Origin of the sequence: Pseudarthrobacter sp. NIBRBAC000502771, from assembly GCF_006517215.1 — a bacterium.
GTDB classification, from domain to species: domain Bacteria; phylum Actinomycetota; class Actinomycetes; order Actinomycetales; family Micrococcaceae; genus Arthrobacter; species Arthrobacter niigatensis.
In genome coordinates this window covers 3,816,641-3,833,853 of record NZ_CP041187.1, presented here as the reverse complement: position 1 = coordinate 3,833,853, position 17,213 = coordinate 3,816,641, and the positions used below count along the sequence as shown (strand labels likewise).

Here is a 17,213-nt window from a genome sequence, read left to right as displayed (position 1 = left end):
CTCCGGTGGCGGGGCTCCAAAAGATCGAGCCCCCGGCGAAGTGATTGAACCTGCCAACGCCGTCGGGGGTTCCGGTCTCGTCCGTGACGGGGAAGCCGAGGAAGCCGGCTGGGCCGCCGAGTTCTGCGTAGTGTCCGCCGATTGAGCCGTGTATTTCGTGGGCTCCGGTGGCGGGGCTCCAGTAGATGGACCCGCCGGCGAAGTTGTTGTAGCGGCCGGCGGCGCCGGGGGTTCCGGTTTCGTCGGTGCGGGGGAAGCCGAGGAAGCCGGCTGGGCCGCCGAGTTCTGCGTAGTGTCCGCCGATTGAGCCGTGTATTTCGTGGGCTCCGGTGGCGGGGCTCCAGTAGATGGACCCGCCGGCGAAGTTGTTGTAGCGGCCGGCGGCGCCGGGGGTTCCGGTTTCGTCGGTGCGGGGGAAGCCGAGGAAGCCGGCTGGGCCGCCGAGTTCTGCCTAGTGTCCGCCGATTGAGCCGTGTATTTCGTGGGCTCCGGTGGCGGGGCTCCAGTAGATGGACCCGCCGGCGAAGTTGTTGTAGCGGCCGGCGGCGCCGGGGGTTCCGGTTTCGTCGGTGCGGGGGAAGCCGAGGAAGCCGGCTGGGCCGCCGAGTTCTGCGTAGTGTCCGCCGATTGAGCCGTGTATTTCGTGGGCTCCGGTGCCGGGGCTCCAGTAGATCGTGCCGCCTGTATATCTCTGGGCGCGGCCCCCAGCGATATCGTACGGGCTGCCGACAGGCGTGCCGAGGAACGATGCGCCCCCGCCGAGCTGCTCATAGTGCTGGATGATGGCGTCGTCGCCAACCTGCAGGACCGCCATAGACGCCGGAACGCCTGGTTGCGAGGCTGCCGCTGACGCACTGGCCGCCGGCTGGCCCAGGGCCGCATCCCCGAGGGCACCGCCGAGGGCGATGGCCAAGGCCATTCCGAGGACGGCGGGTCGAGACCTGCGCATGGTTGCCCCTTCGTGTTGACCGAGACTTGCGAGCCTTGATCAAGACGCTACGCCCGGGGGGCGTGCCCGGGCAGGACCGGAAGTCCCGAATCTTCCTACTTCAGGAACTTCGACGTCCTCCGGTCAGCCAGGATCTTCCCCTTGGTCTGGCAGGTGGGGCAGTACTGCAGTGCGGTGTCCGCGAACGACACCTCCCGGACAGTGTCGCCGCACACGGGGCAGGGCTGGCCGGCCCTGGCGTGCACCCGCATGTGGCTTCGTTTGACGTCCTTGAGATCCTTGGGCGGCTTGCCCGCAGCCTCCTTGAGGGCTTCGCCCAGGACGCTGTGGATGGCTTCGTACAGCACCTGCACGCTCTCCCGGTCGAGTGACTTCGCGATGGCGAACGGTGAGATCCGGGCGGCGTGAAGGATCTCGTCGCTGTAGGCGTTGCCAATTCCCGCAATCACGCTCTGGCTGCGCAGGAGTCCCTTGATCTGCTGGGAACTGCCGCCCAGGATCTCTGCCAGCATGTCGGCGTCGAACGCTTCCGTAAAAGGATCGGGACCCAGCGAGGCGATACCCGGTACCTCCTGCGGATCACGCACCACGTAGACGGCCAGGCTCTTCTTGGTCCCCGCCTCCGTCAGATCCAGGCCGCGCGGTCCGTTGGGCCCTGAGAACGCGCACCGGACTGCGATGAGGCCCTTGCCCATTCGGAGCTGGCTGTCGGCGGGGGAGTCGGTGAAGCGCACCCAGCCCGCGCGCGCCAGGTGGAACACCAGGGAAATGCCGCCGGTATCGATGCTGATGAACTTCCCAAAGCGCCGGACGCCGGAGACCGTGCGCCCTTCAAGGGCGTCGAAGGGCGGATCCGCCGTCTTGAGCACGGCGAAGGAGACGACCTGCAGTTTGGTGACCACGCAGCCCCGCAGCTGTTCGTCAAGGAACCCGGCGAGGCCGGCGACTTCAGGCAGTTCCGGCATGGCCTACCTGCACTGTCCCAAGGATGCTGCACCGGTGCTTGCGCTCATGGCTCCCATCTTGTCAGAAACGCCGGTGCCGGCCCTGGCAGATGTGCCTATACTTTCAGCGGCGGCCCGATTTCCGGGCCCCTTGTGACATAGGCGCGTACACCGATGAAAGGCCTCCCATGAGCAACATTCCCGAAGACCTGTCCTACACCGCCGAACACGAGTGGGTCACCTCCCCGAATGCCGACGGCGTGGTCCGCGTGGGAATCACCGATTTTGCCCAGGACGCCCTTGGGGATGTCGTCTACGCCCAGATGCCAGAGGTTGGCACGAAGATTACGGCAAACGAAGTGGTGGGCGAGGTCGAGTCCACCAAGAGCGTCAGCGACATCTACGCCCCGGTTTCCGGTGAAGTTGTGGCCCGCAACGAGTCCCTGGACAGCGATTCGGCCCTGATCAACAGCGATCCCTACGGTGATGGCTGGCTCATCGAGATCAAACTGGCCGAAGCTGACGCCGTTGAGTCCCTGCTCAGTGCATCCGAGTACGAACAACAGGTAGGCTAAAGCTAACCGGTATTTCCGGTCCGGCCCCGCGTCGCGGGCACGGCGTCTCCGCACGTCAGAGCCCGGATCGGGAGCCGGTGCCGGACCTGCCGGGCAGGGCCGGAGACTAACCGTTAGTTGCAGGTTCCATGCCCGCAACGTCTAAGAGGAGGAATCCATGGCTGGCCACAGACACAACCCTGCCGATGGGGATTACGGCACGGGTGCGGCTAGGGCGTCGGAGACCACCTCGATCCACCTCACCCCCGTCACTGACGAACCCACCATCGCCCCGAGGCTCTCCTCTGACGAGCGCAACTCGGTGGAGGCCCTGCCTGCCGGCTCGGCGCTGCTGGTGGCCCACAGCGGCCCCAACGCCGGTGCCCGGTTCCTGCTGGATTCGGATGTCACTACTGCGGGCCGCCACCCGGATGCGGACATCTTCCTGGATGACGTCACGGTATCGCGGCGCCACGTGGAGTTCCGGCGCACCGCCCGCAGCTTCGAAGTGGTGGACAAGAACAGCCTCAACGGCACCTACGTCAACCACGACCGCGTGGACAGCGTGGAACTGAAGTCCGGCAGCGAAGTCCAGATCGGCAAGTTCCGCCTCACCTTCTATCTGAGCCCTGCCACGGCTGCAGGCCGCAGCTGAACCGGGGACCGCTGCCTGTGGCAATGGCACAACCGGAACGCCGGGGCCCCCAGGTCCTGAACATTGGTGAGGTCCTCGCCCAGTTGAGCGCCGACTTCCCCGGCATGACCGCGTCGAAGATCAGGTTCCTTGAGGAAAAGGGACTGATCAACCCCCGCCGCACCCCTGCGGGCTACCGTCAGTACTCCGACGGCGATGTGGAGCGGCTGCGCTTCGTGCTGGCCCTGCAGCGGGACCAGTACCTGCCCCTGAAGGTCATCAAGGACTACCTTGACGCCATCGACAGGGGCGAGCGGCCGGAGAACCTCCCGCCCGGCGTCGTGGTTTCCCCCCGCATTGTTTCCGATGAACTGGCTGCCGAACTCCAGAACCGGGGCCGCAAACTGAGCGAGGAGCAGCTTCGCGCCGAGTCCGGTGCCAGCGTCCCCCTGCTGCAGTCGCTCCTGAGCTTCGGCCTCATCAGCCACAGCAACGGCCAGTTCGACGAGCATGCCCTGCAGGTTGCCCGCGCCTGCGTCCAGCTGGAAAGCCACGGACTGGAACCCCGTCACCTCAGGCCCTTCCAGGCGGCAGCCGAACGGGAATTCGGCCTGGTGGAGCGTGCTGTCGCACCCCTCGCCTCCCGCAAGGACTCGGCATCACAGGCACGCGCGGCTGAGGCGGCGCGCGAGATCAGCGATCTTTGCCTCACCTTGCACCGGGCCCTGGTGCAGGACCATATCTCACGCATGGACATCTGATGATCGAAGTCGAGATTGTTGGCGTTCGCATTGAACTGCCTTCCAACCAGCCCCTGGTCCTGCTCAAGGAGATGCATGGCGAACGCCACGTCCCGATCTGGATTGGCACGCCGGAAGCCAGTGCCATCGCCCTGGCCCAGCAGGGCGTGGTGCCGCCGAGGCCCATGACCCATGACCTCCTCGTGGACGTCGTGGAGTCGCTGGGCCACTCCGTGGTCAGCGTCAACATCGTCGCCGTGGAGGACAACATCTTCTATGGCCAGCTGCAGTTTGAAAACGGCACCACGGTGAGTTCCCGCGCCTCGGATGCGCTGGCGGTTGCCTTGCGGGCCAAGTGCCGGATCTGGTGCGCCGATTCCGTGATGGACGAGGCCGGGGTGCGCATTACGGAGCACGATGAGGGCGAAGACGCCGAGTCGGGTCCCACCGTCGATGAGGAGCGTGAACTGCGGCGCTTCCGGGAATTCCTGGATGACGTCGAACCCGAGGATTTCGACGGCTAAGGTCACGTTAAGGTTAAAGTTGAGGCTGAAAGTTTCGACACGCCTCTTCTAAGCCCCGAGGTCTTTGACCTCGGGGCCCGCCGGGCCTAACGTCGAGGTATCAAGTTCCCTTGCTTACGGCAGCCGCGCAAGTCACACTGGAAAGTGCGCCCCGCGGAGAAATTACACCCATGGCCTTACTGCCACGGCTGCTGTGCCAGTTCCGGGGGAGCGTACGACAAGGAGGATCCAGGTGAGTCCCAAAGGCGAAGCAGGCGGGCTTAAACAGCCCACGGCCGGTGTTGCTGTGCCCGTGAGCGGTGCACAGGGCCTCCTGTTCACCGAAGACCTGCCGGTACTGGATGAAGACGCCGGCTACCGGGGTCCCACCGCCTGCAAGGCCGCCGGTATCACCTACCGCCAGCTGGACTACTGGGCGCGCACCGGCCTGGTCGAGCCTGCTGTCCGCGGCGCAGCAGGATCGGGGTCCCAGCGGCTTTACGGGTTCCGCGACATCCTGGTGCTCAAGGTGGTCAAACGGCTCCTGGACACCGGTGTCTCGCTGCAGCAGATCCGCACCGCCGTGGAACACCTGCGGGAACGTGGAGTTGAGGACCTGGCCCAGATCACGCTCATGAGCGACGGTGCCAGCGTCTACGAATGCACCTCAGCTGACGAGGTCATTGACCTGGTTCAAGGCGGCCAGGGCGTCTTCGGCATCGCCGTAGGACGTGTATGGCGCGAGGTCGAAGGAAGCCTTGCCTCGCTGCCCAGTGAGCACGCCGCCGAGCAGTCCTTTCCGGACGACGAACTGAGTAAGCGGCGGGCAGCGCGGAAAATCAGCTGACACAGAGTTCAAGAAGTAAGGGCCACCCTCCTGATGGAGGGTGGCCCCTACTCGTTGGACGTGTTCCTAGCGGGCGCGGCTGCGCAGCCCGGATCCTGCAGCCATCAGGTTGGACAGCAGGTCATCGAACAGGGCGGCTGCGGACTTGGCCGAATCGCCGGGCCAGTTGTGCACGGGGTGGGCGGCGCCCTGGATCTGCTGCCAGTTGGCCTGCTCGGGAATTCGCGGGCTGAGCAGGAGTTCGCCGAACATCGACTCCATCTCCGCCAGCCGGTAGGTGTGTTCCGAGGAACCGCTCCGGACCCTGTTGGCCACGATTCCTGCGGGTGAAAGGTTGGGCGCGAACTCCTGCCTGAACAGCTGGATGGCTCGCATGGTCCGTTCGGTACCGGCCACCGAGAACAGGCCGGGCTCGGCGACCAGGGCAACCTTGTCACTTGCTGCCCAAGCCATGCGGGTCAGGCCGTTGAGTGAGGGAGGGCAGTCCACCAGGACAAGCTGGTAATCGTCTGCGCCGGCGAGTACGGAGGACAACCGGCGGAGATCGCGGCGGCCAAGGTCCGGACGGTCATAGATTCCGGTGTAGGCAGAGCCGACGGCGACATCGAGGACGGCAGGTCCGGAACCGTTGGACGTGGCACGGTCGGCCCAGCTGCTGCGCACTACATTCTCTGCCAGCTTGGCCCGGCGCGGGCTCTTCAGCATTCTGCCGATATCCAGCTGGTCGCCTGGCTGGACGCCGAGGGCCGTGGTGGCATCGGCGTGCGGATCGAGGTCCACCACCAGCGTGCGGACTCCTGCGGCCAGCGCCGCAGACGCCAATCCTGTGGTGACGGAAGTCTTGCCGACTCCACCCTTGAGGCTGCTGATGCTGACTACTTGCACTTGAGAGACCAAAACCTAACGCCGGATGCCGTGTTGGGGGTAATGTTTGCCTCGGCAGAGCCGAAGCCGGACGGTCCTGCCGCCCTACTCATCATATGTTGATGCGTCGGCGAATCCTGCTTTATCGGGCGTCGGCATGGCACCGACTGTGCTGCCGGGGCGGTTTCCGCCAGCCAGGCTCAAAGCGTTCGGTCCATGACGGGAAAATCTGTGACCGTGGCCACAAAGATTTGTGTTTGTCCTTGCAGGTCCTAGACACTGTGACCACTCATCGATCCACCCGCAATGATGCAGGAGAAGTATGTTTTCCAAAGTTCTGGTGGCCAACCGCGGCGAGATCGCGATCAGGGCCTTCCGCGCCGGCTATGAGCTGGGCGCAAAGACCGTTGCCGTTTTTCCCCAGGAGGACCGTAACTCGATCCATCGGCAGAAGGCGGACGAAGCCTACTTGATTGGCGAGGAAGGTCACCCCGTCCGGGCATACCTGGACGTGGCCGAGGTGGTGCGGGTCGCGAAAGAGGCCGGCGCAGACGCCATCTACCCGGGCTACGGTTTCCTCTCGGAAAACCCGGAGCTGGCACGTGCGGCGAAGGCGGCCGGTATCACTTTCGTGGGTCCGCCCGCCGAGGTGCTGGAGCTTGCCGGCAACAAGGTGGCGGCGCTGAAGGCCGCCCGCGAGGCAGGCGTGCCGGTCCTTAAGTCCAGCGAGCCGTCCAAGGACCTGGACGAACTCCTGGCTGCGGCCGATGAGATCGGGTTCCCCATTTTCGCCAAGGCCGTTGCCGGCGGCGGTGGCCGCGGCATGCGCCGCGTTGATACCCGCGAGGCACTCCCCGAAGCGCTGAAGTCGGCCATGCGCGAAGCCGATGCTGCCTTCGGCGATCCCACCATGTTCCTGGAGCAGGCGGTCCTGCGGCCGCGGCACATCGAAGTGCAGATCCTCGCGGACGCAGAGGGCAACGTCATGCACCTCTTTGAGCGTGACTGTTCCATCCAGCGGCGGCACCAGAAGGTCATTGAGATCGCGCCTGCCCCTAACCTGGACGACAACATCCGCCAGGCCCTGTACCGGGACGCGGTGAAATTTGCACAGGCGCTCAATTACGTCAACGCCGGTACTGTCGAGTTCCTGGTTGACACTGAAGGCGAGCGGGCGGGCCAGCACGTCTTCATCGAAATGAACCCGCGTATCCAGGTGGAGCACACGGTCACCGAGGAAGTCACGGACGTGGACCTGGTCCAGGCCCAGATGCGGATCGCCGCCGGCGAGACCCTTGCCGATCTTGGCCTGTCCCAGGACACGGTCCGGCTTCGCGGCGCTGCCCTCCAGAGCCGCATCACCACGGAGGACCCCGCCAACGGGTTCCGCCCCGACGTTGGAAAGATCACCGGTTACCGCTCGGCCGGTGGAGCCGGTGTCCGCCTGGACGGCGGCACGGTCTACTCCGGCGCCGAGATCAGCCCGCACTTCGACTCCATGCTGGTCAAGCTCACCTGCCGCGGCCGGGATTATCCTGCCGCGGTTGCCCGCGCCCGCCGCGCCCTGGCGGAGTTCCGCATCCGCGGCGTCTCCACGAACATCCCCTTCCTCCAGGCCGTCCTTGATGATCCTGACTTCATCGCCGGGGATGTGGCCACCAACTTCATCGACCAGCGTCCGGAACTGCTCAAGGCCCGGGTCTCGGCCGACCGGGGCACCAAGCTCCTGACATGGCTTGCCGACGTCACTGTCAACAAGCCAAACGGCGACCTGGCGGTGCACTCGGACCCCGCCCGAAAGCTGCCCGACGTCAAGGACCTGCAGGCGGGACCCGGTTCACGCCAGAAGCTCCTTGAGCTGGGCCCGGAAGGTTTCGCGAAGGCACTGCGCGAACAGAATGCCGTTGCCGTCACCGACACCACCTTCCGGGACGCGCACCAGTCCCTGCTGGCCACGCGTGTCCGCACCCGCGACCTCGTCGCCGCCGGCCCCGCCGTGACGGCGCTCATGCCGCAGCTGCTGTCCGTCGAGGCCTGGGGCGGCGCCACCTACGACGTCGCGCTGCGCTTCCTGGGCGAGGACCCCTGGGACCGGCTCGCGGCCCTGCGCAAGGCCATGCCGAACGTCTGCATCCAGATGCTGCTGCGCGGCCGCAACACTGTCGGCTACACGCCCTACCCGGAAGAAGTCACCGAAGCCTTCGTCAACGAGGCGGCCGCCACCGGCATCGACATCTTCCGCATCTTTGACGCCCTGAACGATGTCAGCCAGATGGCTCCGGCCATCCGCGCCGTCCGGGCCACCGGCACCGCCGTGGCAGAGGTGGCCCTCTGCTACACCGGCGACATGCTGGACCCGGAAGAGAAGCTGTACACCCTGGATTACTACCTCGGGCTGGCACAGAAGATCGTCGACGCCGGAGCCCACATCCTTGCCATCAAGGACATGGCCGGGCTGCTCCGGCCCGCTGCCGCCGCCAAGCTGGTCGCCGCGCTGCGTGAGCGCTTCGACCTGCCCGTCCACCTGCACACCCACGACACCGCAGGTGGCCAGCTGGCTACGCTCCTGTCCGCTGTCGACGCCGGCGTGGACGCGGTAGACGTGGCCTCCGCATCCCTCGCGGGAACCACCAGCCAGGTGTCGGCGTCGGCCCTTGTTGCTGCCTTGGCCCACACGCCGCGGGACACCGGCCTCAGCCTGGATGCCGTCAGCTCGCTCGAGCCCTACTGGGAAGCGGTCCGCCGCGTCTATGCCCCGTTCGAGTCCGGCCTGCCAGGCCCCACCGGCCGCGTGTACAAACACGAGATCCCGGGTGGCCAGCTTTCCAACCTGCGCCAGCAGGCCATGGCCCTTGGCTTGGGGGAGCAGTTCGAGGCGATCGAGGACATGTACACCGCAGCGGACCGGATCCTGGGGCACCTGGTGAAGGTCACGCCGTCCTCCAAGGTGGTTGGCGATCTCGCCCTGCACCTGGTGGGCCTCAACGCCGATCCCGCCGACTTCGAAGCGAACCCGCAGAACTACGACATCCCGGACTCCGTCATCGGCTTCCTTTCCGGCGAACTCGGCGACCCTCCCGGGGGCTGGCCGGAGCCGTTCCGCACCAAGGCCCTGCAGGGCAGGAGCGTGAAGGTCCGCGACGTGGAGCTCAGCGCCGAGGACAGCGCAGCGCTCAAGTCCGACTCCAAGACCCGGCAGCACACGCTGAACCGGCTGCTTTTCGATGGCCCCACCAAGGACTACCTGAAGAGCGTGGAGACGTACGGCAACATCTCGGTGCTGGATACCCGTGATTACCTTTACGGCCTCCAGCGCGGCACTGAGCACGAAATCCAGCTGGAACGCGGAGTACGGTTGATCGCCTCCCTGGAGGCCGTGTCGGAGCCGGACGAGAAGGGTATGCGCACCGTCATGTGCACCCTGAACGGCCAGTCCCGCCCCGTGGTGGTCCGCGACCGTTCCGTGGTCAGCAACGTCAAGGCCGCCGAGAAAGCCGATCCCGCCCAGCCGGGCCAGGTGGCCGCTCCCTTCGCCGGAGCCGTCACTGTCACCGTCAAGCCGGGGGAGACGGTCAAGGCAGGAGATACCGTGGCCACCATCGAGGCAATGAAGATGGAAGCATCCATTACGACGCCGGTGGCCGGCAAGGTGTCCCGCCTCGCCATCTCCGCGGTAGAGCAGGTCCAGGGCGGGGACCTGCTGCTGGTCATCGAACAGTAGGAGGGGCCCGAAGGCGCCGAAGGAATCAACCCGTTCGTTGGCTGCTCCCCGAAGACTGCACCGGGTAATCCAGTGCAGTCTTCGGGGAGCAGTTCCATGACGGTCTCTATCCGCGAACCCAGCACTGCGTGCAACCGGGGTGGGGGCCGGTCAGGCCAGCCAGCGCCACCACTTTGACTGCCCCGGTTCCGGTACCGGCTCAGCTTCCAGCTCCGGCTCTTCGCCCAGGGCCGTTGCGGCTCCGGCAATGTCGTCGGCCGTAAGGGTCATGACAGCTTCCCGGTCAAGCGACTCGAGGCTTTGGTCCTCGTCGAGCGAGAGCCGCAGGGCCTGCCGGTTCAGGGCCTGCTCAAACAACGTGCGCGCGAACCGTGCGTTGCCGGAGTCCTCGCCCGCGTGCAGCCCGGTAAAGATGCGGCGCAGCATCTGGTCCGCCCCCGGCTCCAGCATGTACTCGTGCTGGGCCAGCATCTGGTGGAAGATCGTCTGGAGTGCTTCAACAGAGTAGTCGGGGAAGGTGATCTCGCGGGCGAAGCGGGAGCGCAGCCCGGGGTTCGAGAGCAGGAACGACTCCATCAGCCGCGGGTACCCGGCAACGATCACCACCAGGCGGTGGCGGTGGTCCTCCATCCGCTTCAGCAGGACCTCGATCGCCTCGGGGCCGAAGTCCATCCTGCCGTCTTCCGGGGCCAGCGCGTAGGCTTCGTCGATGAACAGGACTCCGTCCAGGGCACGCCTGATCACCCGGTCGGTCTTGATGGCAGTCTGCCCGACGTATTGCCCCACCAGGCCCGAACGGTCCACCTCCACCAGGTGGCCCTTCTGCAGCAGGCCCACCGCCCGGTACATCTCGGCCAGGAGCCGCGCCACGGTGGTCTTGCCGGTGCCCGGGTTTCCGAGGAACACCAGATGCTGGGAGGTGGCCACCTCCGGCAGGCCGTGCGCTTTGCGGCGCGCCTGGACCTGCAGCAGTGCGACGAGGGCGCGCACCTGTTCCTTCACAGTCTCCAGCCCAACCAGCGCGTCGAGCTCCGCCTGCAGCTCGGACAGCGGCCGGGCCGGCCCGGGCCTGGCACCCATGAGGTCGCCCACAAGATCGTCCACGCGCTCCGATCCGGGCAGCTTGAGCTGATCGGCCAGGTGGCCGAGCGTTTCACGCAGGTCGTCGAGCGGTTTGCGGCTGGCAGCCATGCCACCACTGTAGTCCCCGATCCCCGGCCAGGGGCGGACAGTTAAAGGAGAAAGGGCCCTCCCTTGCGGAAAGACCCTTTCATCGCTGCCGGCGTCAGGGGCGCGGGGCCGAGTACATCTCCTCGATGACCGTTTCGAAGTCCTTCATCACCTGCGCCCGCTTCACCTTCATGGACGGGGTGAGGTGGCCGGAGGCTTCCGTGAAGTCGGCCGGGACGATGCGGAAGGACTTGATGGCCTCGGCCTGGGAGACCGAGGTGTTTGCTGCGGTAACCAAATCCTGGACTGCCGCCTTCACCACCGGGTTGGCCGCTGCCTGCTCGAGGGTGGTGTCCGCGGGGAGGCCGTGGCGCTGGAGCCAGCCGGGCAAGGCCTCCTGGTCGAGGGTCACCAGGGCGCCGATGAAAGGCCTGTTGTCACCCACCACGAGGACCTGCGACACAAGGGCGTCGGCGCGGATCTGGTCCTCAAGCAGGGCCGGGATGACGTTCTTGCCGCCCGCGGTGACGATGATTTCCTTCTTGCGGCCGGTGATCCAGACGAACCCCTCGTCATCGAGCTGTCCAATGTCCCCGGTATGGAACCAGCCGTCGGTGAAGGCTTCCGCGGTCAGGTCGTCACGCCTGTAGTACCCCCGCATCACGCACACTCCCTTGGCCAGGATCTCGCCGTCGTCGGCAATCCTGACGGAGTTGCCCGGGAGGGGCTTGCCCACGGAGCCGATCTTGATCCGCGACGGGGTGTTCACGGTGATGGGCGCGGTGGTTTCAGTTAGCCCGTATCCCTCCAGCACCTGCAGGCCGATGCCCTGGAAGAAGTGCCCCAGCCGCTCGCCCAGGGGACCGCCACCGGACACGGCGTGGGCAACGTGCCCACCCATGGCCGCCCGCAGCTTGCCGTAGACCAGCTTGTCGAACAACGCGTGCCGCAGTTTCAGGCCCAGCCCCACGCGTCCGTCCTGCCTGGCCTTCGAGTAGGCGATGGCAGTCTCGGCGGCCCGGTGGAAGATGGCGCCCTTGCCGCCGTCTTCGGCCTTGGTGAGGGCCGAGTTGTAGACCTTCTCGAACACCCTGGGCACCGCCAGGATGAACGTCGGTTCGTAGCTTTGCAGGTCACCCAGGAGGTTCTTGATGTCCGGGGTGTGGGCCACCGTGGTTCCGGCAGCCATGGCCAGCACCGAGATGTACCGGGCAAACACGTGCGCCAGCGGCAGGAACATGATGGTCTTGGCCTTCTCATGGACAATCTCGCCGATGATGGCCAGGGCATTGTCCGAGAGTTCCACGAAGTTGCCGTGCGTGAGTTCGCACCCCTTGGGGCGTCCCGTGGTTCCGGAAGTGTAGATGATGGTGGCCACGTCCTCCAGCCCGGCTGCGCTGCGGCGTGCCTCGAGGTCTTCGTCACTGACGCCGCGCCCCGCCTCCCGGAGGCTGTCCAGTCCCTGGCCCTCCAGCTGCCAGACATGCTGCACGTCGGTAAGCCCCTCGGCTGTCACCGCCTGCCGGATGACATTTTCATGGTGGGCGGATTCGCCGAAGGCTGCAACGGCACCGGAGTCACCGAGGTTCCAGGCCACCTGGGAAGGGGAGGAGGTTTCGTAAATGGGAACCGAGACGGCACCGGCGAACCAGATGGAGAAGTCCACCAGCGACCATTCGTAGCGGGTACGGGACATGATGCCGACCCGGTCGCCGGCGCCCACTCCGCTGGCGATGAGCCCCTTGGCCAGCGCTTTGACGTCCGCGAGGAACTCGGTGGCGGGAACGTCGCGCCAAGTGCCCGCAGCATCCAGGCGCGAAAACAGTGCCGGGTTGCTGGGCTTGACCGCCTGGCGCAACACCAGATCCGTGATGTTGGTTTCGGGTGGGACAACAACCAGGGGCGGAACACTGAATTCGCGCACTATAGCTCCTTTGATATCTGAAGTCCCGCGCAGGGGTTGCCTAAAGACTAGTACCCCGGCCGGAACAGTGCAGTACACAAACCTACTGGCCAGTAACTTATGCGTCAATGGACACCGCGAAGCACGGCTTTTGTCAAGGCAATCCTGCCTCCCGGCCTAGAATGGTGGACTATGTACGGACCGTTGCCCGGCGATCAGGCCGGCCCCCTGAAAAGACCGGCACCCTGGCGCCGACGTCCCGCGAGCCACCGTGCCGGGCAACTGCATGGGGGCGTCGGCGGGCACCTCCGACTGGGCCGCAAGGGACTGGCCATCGGGATCGACATCGGCGGAACCAAGGTGGCCGCAGGCGTGGTGGACGCCGAAGGCCGGATCCTCAGCGAGGCCCGCCGCTCCACCCCCGGGACCGATCCACGGGCGGTGGAGCAGGTCATCGTTGAACTCGTGGAGGAACTGGGCCGGGGGCACCGCATCTGGTCTGTTGGCATCGGTGCTGCCGGCTGGATGGACCTGGCCGGCGGCACCGTCCTCTTCAGCCCCCACCTGGCCTGGCGCAACGAGCCGCTGCGTGAAAACCTCCAGCGGCTCCTCCGGCGCCCGGTGCTCCTGACCAACGACGCCGACGCGGCAGCCTGGGCGGAATGGCGTTTCGGCGCCGGCCGGGGGGAGGACCGCCTGGTCTGCATCACTCTGGGAACCGGCATCGGCGGGGCCATGGTGATGGACGGCAGGGTGGAACGGGGCCGGTTCGGCGTCGCAGGGGAGTTCGGCCACCAAATCATCATGCCGGGCGGCCACCGCTGTGAATGCGGCAACCGCGGCTGCTGGGAACAGTACGCCTCCGGCAACGCCCTGGGACGGGAAGCCCGGCTACTGGCCCGGTCCAATTCGCCGGTAGCCCAGGACCTGCTGGCGGCCGTGGACGGACATCCCGAAGCAATCACCGGAGCCATCGTGACCGAGCTGGCCCTGGCGGGGGACCCTGCCTCCCGGGAGCTGATTGAAGAGGTCGGTGAATGGCTCGGGCTCGGGCTGGCCAATCTGGCCGCGGCCCTGGACCCTGGCCTGTTCGTCATCGGCGGCGGGCTGTGCTCTGCCGGTGACCTGCTGGTGGGGCCGGCCCGCAAGGCGTTCGCGCGGAACCTGACAGGGCGGGGATTCCGCCCGGCGGCAGGGATCGAACTGGCGGCCCTGGGCCCCAATGCGGGCCTCATCGGAGCGGCCGACCTGTCCCGCGTCAGCAGCCGCGTCCACGGCTGACGACGACGGCTGGCTGGCTGCAGGGGCGCTAAACCCTTGCGCCGTCGTCGTCGCCGTTCTTTTCCTGTGGCAGCTTCATGATCAGGTACACCGTTGCCAGCACGAAGACGGCCACGATGCCGACGATGGCCAGCAGGGGTGCCGACCGCCAGAACATGGCCGAGAGCAGCAGTGCCACTGGTCCGCCCACGGCCCCGAGCCAGGCGAGCATGGTCAGGGGATCCGTGCCGGCCAGGCTGGGCGGCTCCTCCGGAACGAACTCCCCGCCGTCGTCGTCCACGTCATAGTCCCTGGGCCCCGCTGCGGGCACATCCGCCTCAGGGCCGGCCTGCGACCCCGCCCCACGTTCAGCTGCAGGCTTTTCGGCAGGCGTAGTCCCCGCCAGCCCGAGGGGGTCAAAGTCGCGGAAGGAGGGCTGTGCCGGCGCATCGGGCGCAGCCGCCGCCGTGCCGGTGGGGGCTTGTTCCCGCGGGGCGGCATCGGGCCGGATGGCCACGGTGTCCGATTCGAGGCGGGCCACGAGGTCCAGCCACACGGCGTCGTCCTGGTTGGCGCCCTGGTCCGGCTGGTCGGAGTCAGGCCTGTTCACTGCGGACCTCCTGGCCCGGTCCCGCCGGGCGGCCGGCTGAGTCGCGCAAGACCCGCTTGATGAAGTCCACGGACCCTTCGAAGATGCGGTCGGCGTCGTTGTCGAGGGTGGCCACGTGGTAGCTGTTCTCCAGCCGCACCACTTCCAGCGGAGCGTGGGTGAGCCCCCGCCGAAGGACGTTCATGCTGGCGTCCGACACCACGTGGTCCACGGTGGAGCGGTAGACCTGCACTGGCGCGGTAACCCTGGGAAGGAGCCGGGCCGTATCCCGGACCATCTTGTTCAGTTCGTGGGCGGCCGCCACAGGCGTGCGCGCATACGCGCCCTCGTCCATCCCGGCCTTGAGGATGTCATTGCCGATGGACGGGGTGCTTTTGAGCACCAGCTTCAGGATTCCTGCCAGCGGCGCGCGGGGATCGTCGATCATCAGGCACGGGTTCACCAGGAGAACTCCGGCCACGGACCGCGTGGCGGCGATGCGCAGTGCCAGGGCTCCGCCCATGCTCAGGCCGGCCGCGAACACCTGGTCGCATTCGGCATCCAGTTCCAGGAAGGCGTCATCCAGGGCGCCGTGCCATTGCTGCCAGCGGGTGCGTGCCAGGTCCTGCCACGTGGTGCCATGGCCCGGAAGCAGCGGCATCCGGACAGCGAAGCCCGCATCAGCGAACGCCGACGCCCAGGCGCGCAGGCCATGGGGGCTTCCCGTAAACCCATGGGACAGCACCACCCCGGCGCGGGGTCCTTCGCCGCTGAAGGCGCTGGAAAACGGGCTGTGGTCCGGTCCGGAGGTCATGGCGTCTCCAAGGTACTGGTGCGGCGGGCATGGGCGGCGACGAATTCGCCCGACTTGGCGAAGATCGAGGGCGCGTCAACGTCCAGAGTAGCCACATGTCCGCTGCTGGCAAGGTCCACCACCTCGGCGAGGTTTCCGCCCAGCCCTTTCCGAAGCAAGGCCAGCGACGTCGGCGGGACCACAGCGTCCGTGCGCGACTTGAAGACCTGGACGGGGACGTCCACGGCTGGCAGGGAGCGTACGGCAGCGCGAAACAGTTTTTTGAGCTCATGCACGGCGGCCAGCGGGGTCAGCGAATAGTCGCCGTCGTCGGTGGCGGGGGCGCCGGTCTGGTCTTCCTGGAGGGGGACGGTGGTGCGCTGGACATACTTAAGGAGTCCGATGATCCGGACCCGCCGGTCGTAGAAGCTCAGGCCAGGGTTGACCACGCTGACCCCGGCCACCGGATGGCGGGACGCCGCAAGCAGCGCGATGGCGCCGCCCATTGACAGGCCCGCGGCGAAACAGGAATCGGTCCGGTCCGCCACATCCTGCAGGGCCTGCTCGTAGCTGCGGCACCAGTCCTGCCAGCCTGTCCGCGCGAGCTGGCGCCAGTCCGTGCCGTGCCCCGGCAGGAGGGGGACGGAGACTGCATATCCCAAGTCCGCCAGGTGCTCTGCCCACGGCATGACACTCAGGGGACTGCCGGTAAAACCGTGGCAAATGGCGACCCCGGTGCGCGCATTGGCGCCATGGCCCGGGTAACTGAAAGCGGCCGGACGGGACGGGGTGCTGCTTTCAGTCATGAGTCCATCGTGTCACTGTTCCAGCCAAATCTCACTAGAGTAGGGTTGCATTGAATCGCTGGCCAGGCCCGACGCAGGGCCTGGGGCTGCCTTCCGGAGAGGTTCACCACGTGTTCTATTGGGTCATGAAACGGATCTTCCTCGGTCCAGTGATCAAGTTGCTTTTCAGGCCGTGGGTCAAGGGCCTGGACAACATCCCGGCGCAGGGGGCCGCCATCATCGCCTCCAACCACCTGTCGTTCTCGGATTCGATCTTCATGCCGCTCATGGTGCGGCGCCCGGTGGTCTTCCTTGCCAAGTCGGAATACTTCACCGGAACCGGCATTAAGGGCCGGCTTACGGCAGCGTTCTTCCGCCTGACCAACCAGTTGCCCATGGACCGCTCAGGGGGCGCCGCTTCCGCAGCGTCCCTGAATGCCGGGATGGACGTGCTGGAGGCCGGCGGCCTGCTGGGCATCTACCCGGAGGGCACGCGAAGCCCGGACGGGCGGTTGTACCGCGGAAAGGTTGGGGTTGCCAGGCTGGCGCTGCAGGCGGGGGTCCCCGTGATCCCGGTTGCCATGATCGGCACTGACAAGGTCCAGCCCATTGGCAAGCGGCTGCCCAATATCCGCAGGATTGGCATGATCTTTGGCGAACCGCTGGATTTCACCCAGTACCGGGACCAGGCTGAGGACCGGGCAGTGCAGCGCCAGGTAACGGACCAGATCATGTCCAGGCTGCTGCGGCTCTCCGGCCAGGAGTACGTGGATGAATATGCGGCCGTGGTGAAGCTGCGGCTTGCCGGCAAGCCCGTGGAACCCCAGGCGGCGGCCGAGCCCCTTGCCGCCCTTGCGGCCTCCGGCGCAGGGTTCGTCCAGGAGGCCGGTGCCGGCGAAGCGGCTCCACAGCCGGCGGTCAAGGACGACGACGGCACCAAGGCCAGGTGATAGCGGA

At 66.6% G+C, this 17,213-nt stretch carries 16 protein-coding genes and 1 pseudogene; 8 read left to right on the top strand and 9 right to left on the bottom strand.

Features of this window, described 5'->3' with window-relative positions:
• Positions 1-4: 4 nt before the first annotated feature.
• The 3 genes and pseudogenes from NIBR502771_RS21305 to NIBR502771_RS17840 all read right to left on the bottom strand — a co-directional run.
• Positions 5-364: pseudogene (locus NIBR502771_RS21305) on the bottom strand (LGFP repeat-containing protein); the annotation flags it as partial.
• Positions 365-451: 87 nt separating this feature from the next.
• The gene (locus tag NIBR502771_RS17845) at positions 452-949 is read right to left on the bottom strand and encodes an LGFP repeat-containing protein (RefSeq protein ID WP_141160878.1); all 498 of its coding nucleotides are present in this window, start codon (positions 947-949) and stop codon (positions 452-454) included.
• A gap of 95 nt (positions 950-1,044) precedes the next feature.
• Positions 1,045-1,914 (bottom strand): Fpg/Nei family DNA glycosylase, encoded by an 870-nt coding sequence (locus NIBR502771_RS17840; RefSeq protein ID WP_141160877.1) that lies wholly within the window; start codon positions 1,912-1,914, stop codon positions 1,045-1,047.
• Positions 1,915-2,081: 167 nt separating this feature from the next.
• On the opposite strand from NIBR502771_RS17840, the gene gcvH reads away from it, so the two are divergent.
• The 5 genes from gcvH to NIBR502771_RS17815 all read left to right on the top strand — a co-directional run bounded on the left by gcvH (position 2,082) and on the right by NIBR502771_RS17815 (position 5,171).
• Complete coding sequence (gene gcvH, locus NIBR502771_RS17835) at positions 2,082-2,468, top strand: glycine cleavage system protein GcvH (RefSeq protein ID WP_141160876.1); 387 nt, start codon at positions 2,082-2,084, stop codon at positions 2,466-2,468.
• Between the two features lie 157 nt (positions 2,469-2,625).
• A complete protein-coding gene (locus NIBR502771_RS17830) occupies positions 2,626-3,102 on the top strand; it encodes an FHA domain-containing protein (RefSeq protein WP_141160875.1) in 477 nt (158 codons plus the stop codon).
• 23 nt (positions 3,103-3,125) lie between these two features.
• Entirely contained in the window at positions 3,126-3,842 is a 717-nt protein-coding gene (locus NIBR502771_RS17825) for a MerR family transcriptional regulator (protein WP_141160874.1), read from the top strand.
• Positions 3,842-4,345 (top strand): bifunctional nuclease family protein, encoded by a 504-nt coding sequence (locus NIBR502771_RS17820; RefSeq protein ID WP_141160873.1) that lies wholly within the window; start codon positions 3,842-3,844, stop codon positions 4,343-4,345. The genes NIBR502771_RS17825 and NIBR502771_RS17820 overlap by 1 nt, the downstream gene beginning before the upstream one ends.
• A 232-nt stretch (positions 4,346-4,577) precedes the next feature.
• Positions 4,578-5,171, top strand: a complete 594-nt coding sequence (locus NIBR502771_RS17815; protein ID WP_018763528.1) for a MerR family transcriptional regulator — start codon at positions 4,578-4,580, stop codon at positions 5,169-5,171.
• 66 nt (positions 5,172-5,237) lie between these two features.
• Here NIBR502771_RS17815 and NIBR502771_RS17810 read toward each other — a convergent pair whose 3' ends face one another.
• Positions 5,238-6,056, bottom strand: coding sequence for a ParA family protein (locus NIBR502771_RS17810; RefSeq protein ID WP_141160872.1), 819 nt, complete (start codon positions 6,054-6,056; stop codon positions 5,238-5,240).
• 301 nt (positions 6,057-6,357) lie between these two features.
• Here NIBR502771_RS17810 and NIBR502771_RS17805 point away from each other — a divergent pair, with 301 nt between their 5' ends.
• Positions 6,358-9,756, top strand: a complete 3,399-nt coding sequence (locus tag NIBR502771_RS17805; protein ID WP_141160871.1) for a pyruvate carboxylase — start codon at positions 6,358-6,360, stop codon at positions 9,754-9,756.
• Between the two features lie 150 nt (positions 9,757-9,906).
• Here the strand turns inward: NIBR502771_RS17805 and NIBR502771_RS17800 are convergent, their stop codons facing one another.
• Positions 9,907-10,947, bottom strand: coding sequence for an AAA family ATPase (locus tag NIBR502771_RS17800; protein ID WP_141160870.1), 1,041 nt, complete (start codon positions 10,945-10,947; stop codon positions 9,907-9,909).
• A 94-nt stretch (positions 10,948-11,041) separates the two neighbouring features.
• Positions 11,042-12,850 carry a long-chain fatty acid--CoA ligase gene (locus NIBR502771_RS17795; RefSeq protein WP_141160869.1) on the bottom strand — a complete coding sequence of 603 codons (1,809 nt, stop codon included), beginning with the start codon at positions 12,848-12,850 and terminating at the stop codon, positions 11,042-11,044.
• 171 nt (positions 12,851-13,021) lie between these two features.
• Here NIBR502771_RS17795 and NIBR502771_RS17790 point away from each other — a divergent pair, with 171 nt between their 5' ends.
• A complete protein-coding gene (locus NIBR502771_RS17790; RefSeq protein WP_246839720.1) occupies positions 13,022-14,110 on the top strand; it encodes an ROK family glucokinase in 1,089 nt (362 codons plus the stop codon).
• Positions 14,111-14,138: 28 nt separating this feature from the next.
• Here the strand turns inward: NIBR502771_RS17790 and NIBR502771_RS17785 are convergent, their stop codons facing one another.
• From NIBR502771_RS17785 to NIBR502771_RS17775, 3 genes are read right to left on the bottom strand one after another with little or no spacing between them, the layout of a single operon-like run.
• On the bottom strand, positions 14,139-14,699 hold the full coding sequence (locus tag NIBR502771_RS17785) for a hypothetical protein (RefSeq protein WP_141160868.1): 561 nt from the start codon (positions 14,697-14,699) through the stop codon (positions 14,139-14,141).
• Positions 14,686-15,492 (bottom strand): carboxylesterase, encoded by an 807-nt coding sequence (locus tag NIBR502771_RS17780; protein WP_141160867.1) that lies wholly within the window; start codon positions 15,490-15,492, stop codon positions 14,686-14,688. The genes NIBR502771_RS17785 and NIBR502771_RS17780 overlap by 14 nt, the downstream gene beginning before the upstream one ends.
• On the bottom strand, positions 15,489-16,277 hold the full coding sequence (locus NIBR502771_RS17775; protein WP_141160866.1) for a carboxylesterase: 789 nt from the start codon (positions 16,275-16,277) through the stop codon (positions 15,489-15,491). Before NIBR502771_RS17775 ends, NIBR502771_RS17780 begins: the two co-directional genes overlap by 4 nt.
• Before the next feature lie 110 nt (positions 16,278-16,387).
• Here NIBR502771_RS17775 and NIBR502771_RS17770 point away from each other — a divergent pair, with 110 nt between their 5' ends.
• Positions 16,388-17,206 (top strand): 1-acyl-sn-glycerol-3-phosphate acyltransferase, encoded by an 819-nt coding sequence (locus NIBR502771_RS17770; RefSeq protein WP_141160865.1) that lies wholly within the window; start codon positions 16,388-16,390, stop codon positions 17,204-17,206.
• Positions 17,207-17,213 lie beyond the last annotated feature (7 nt).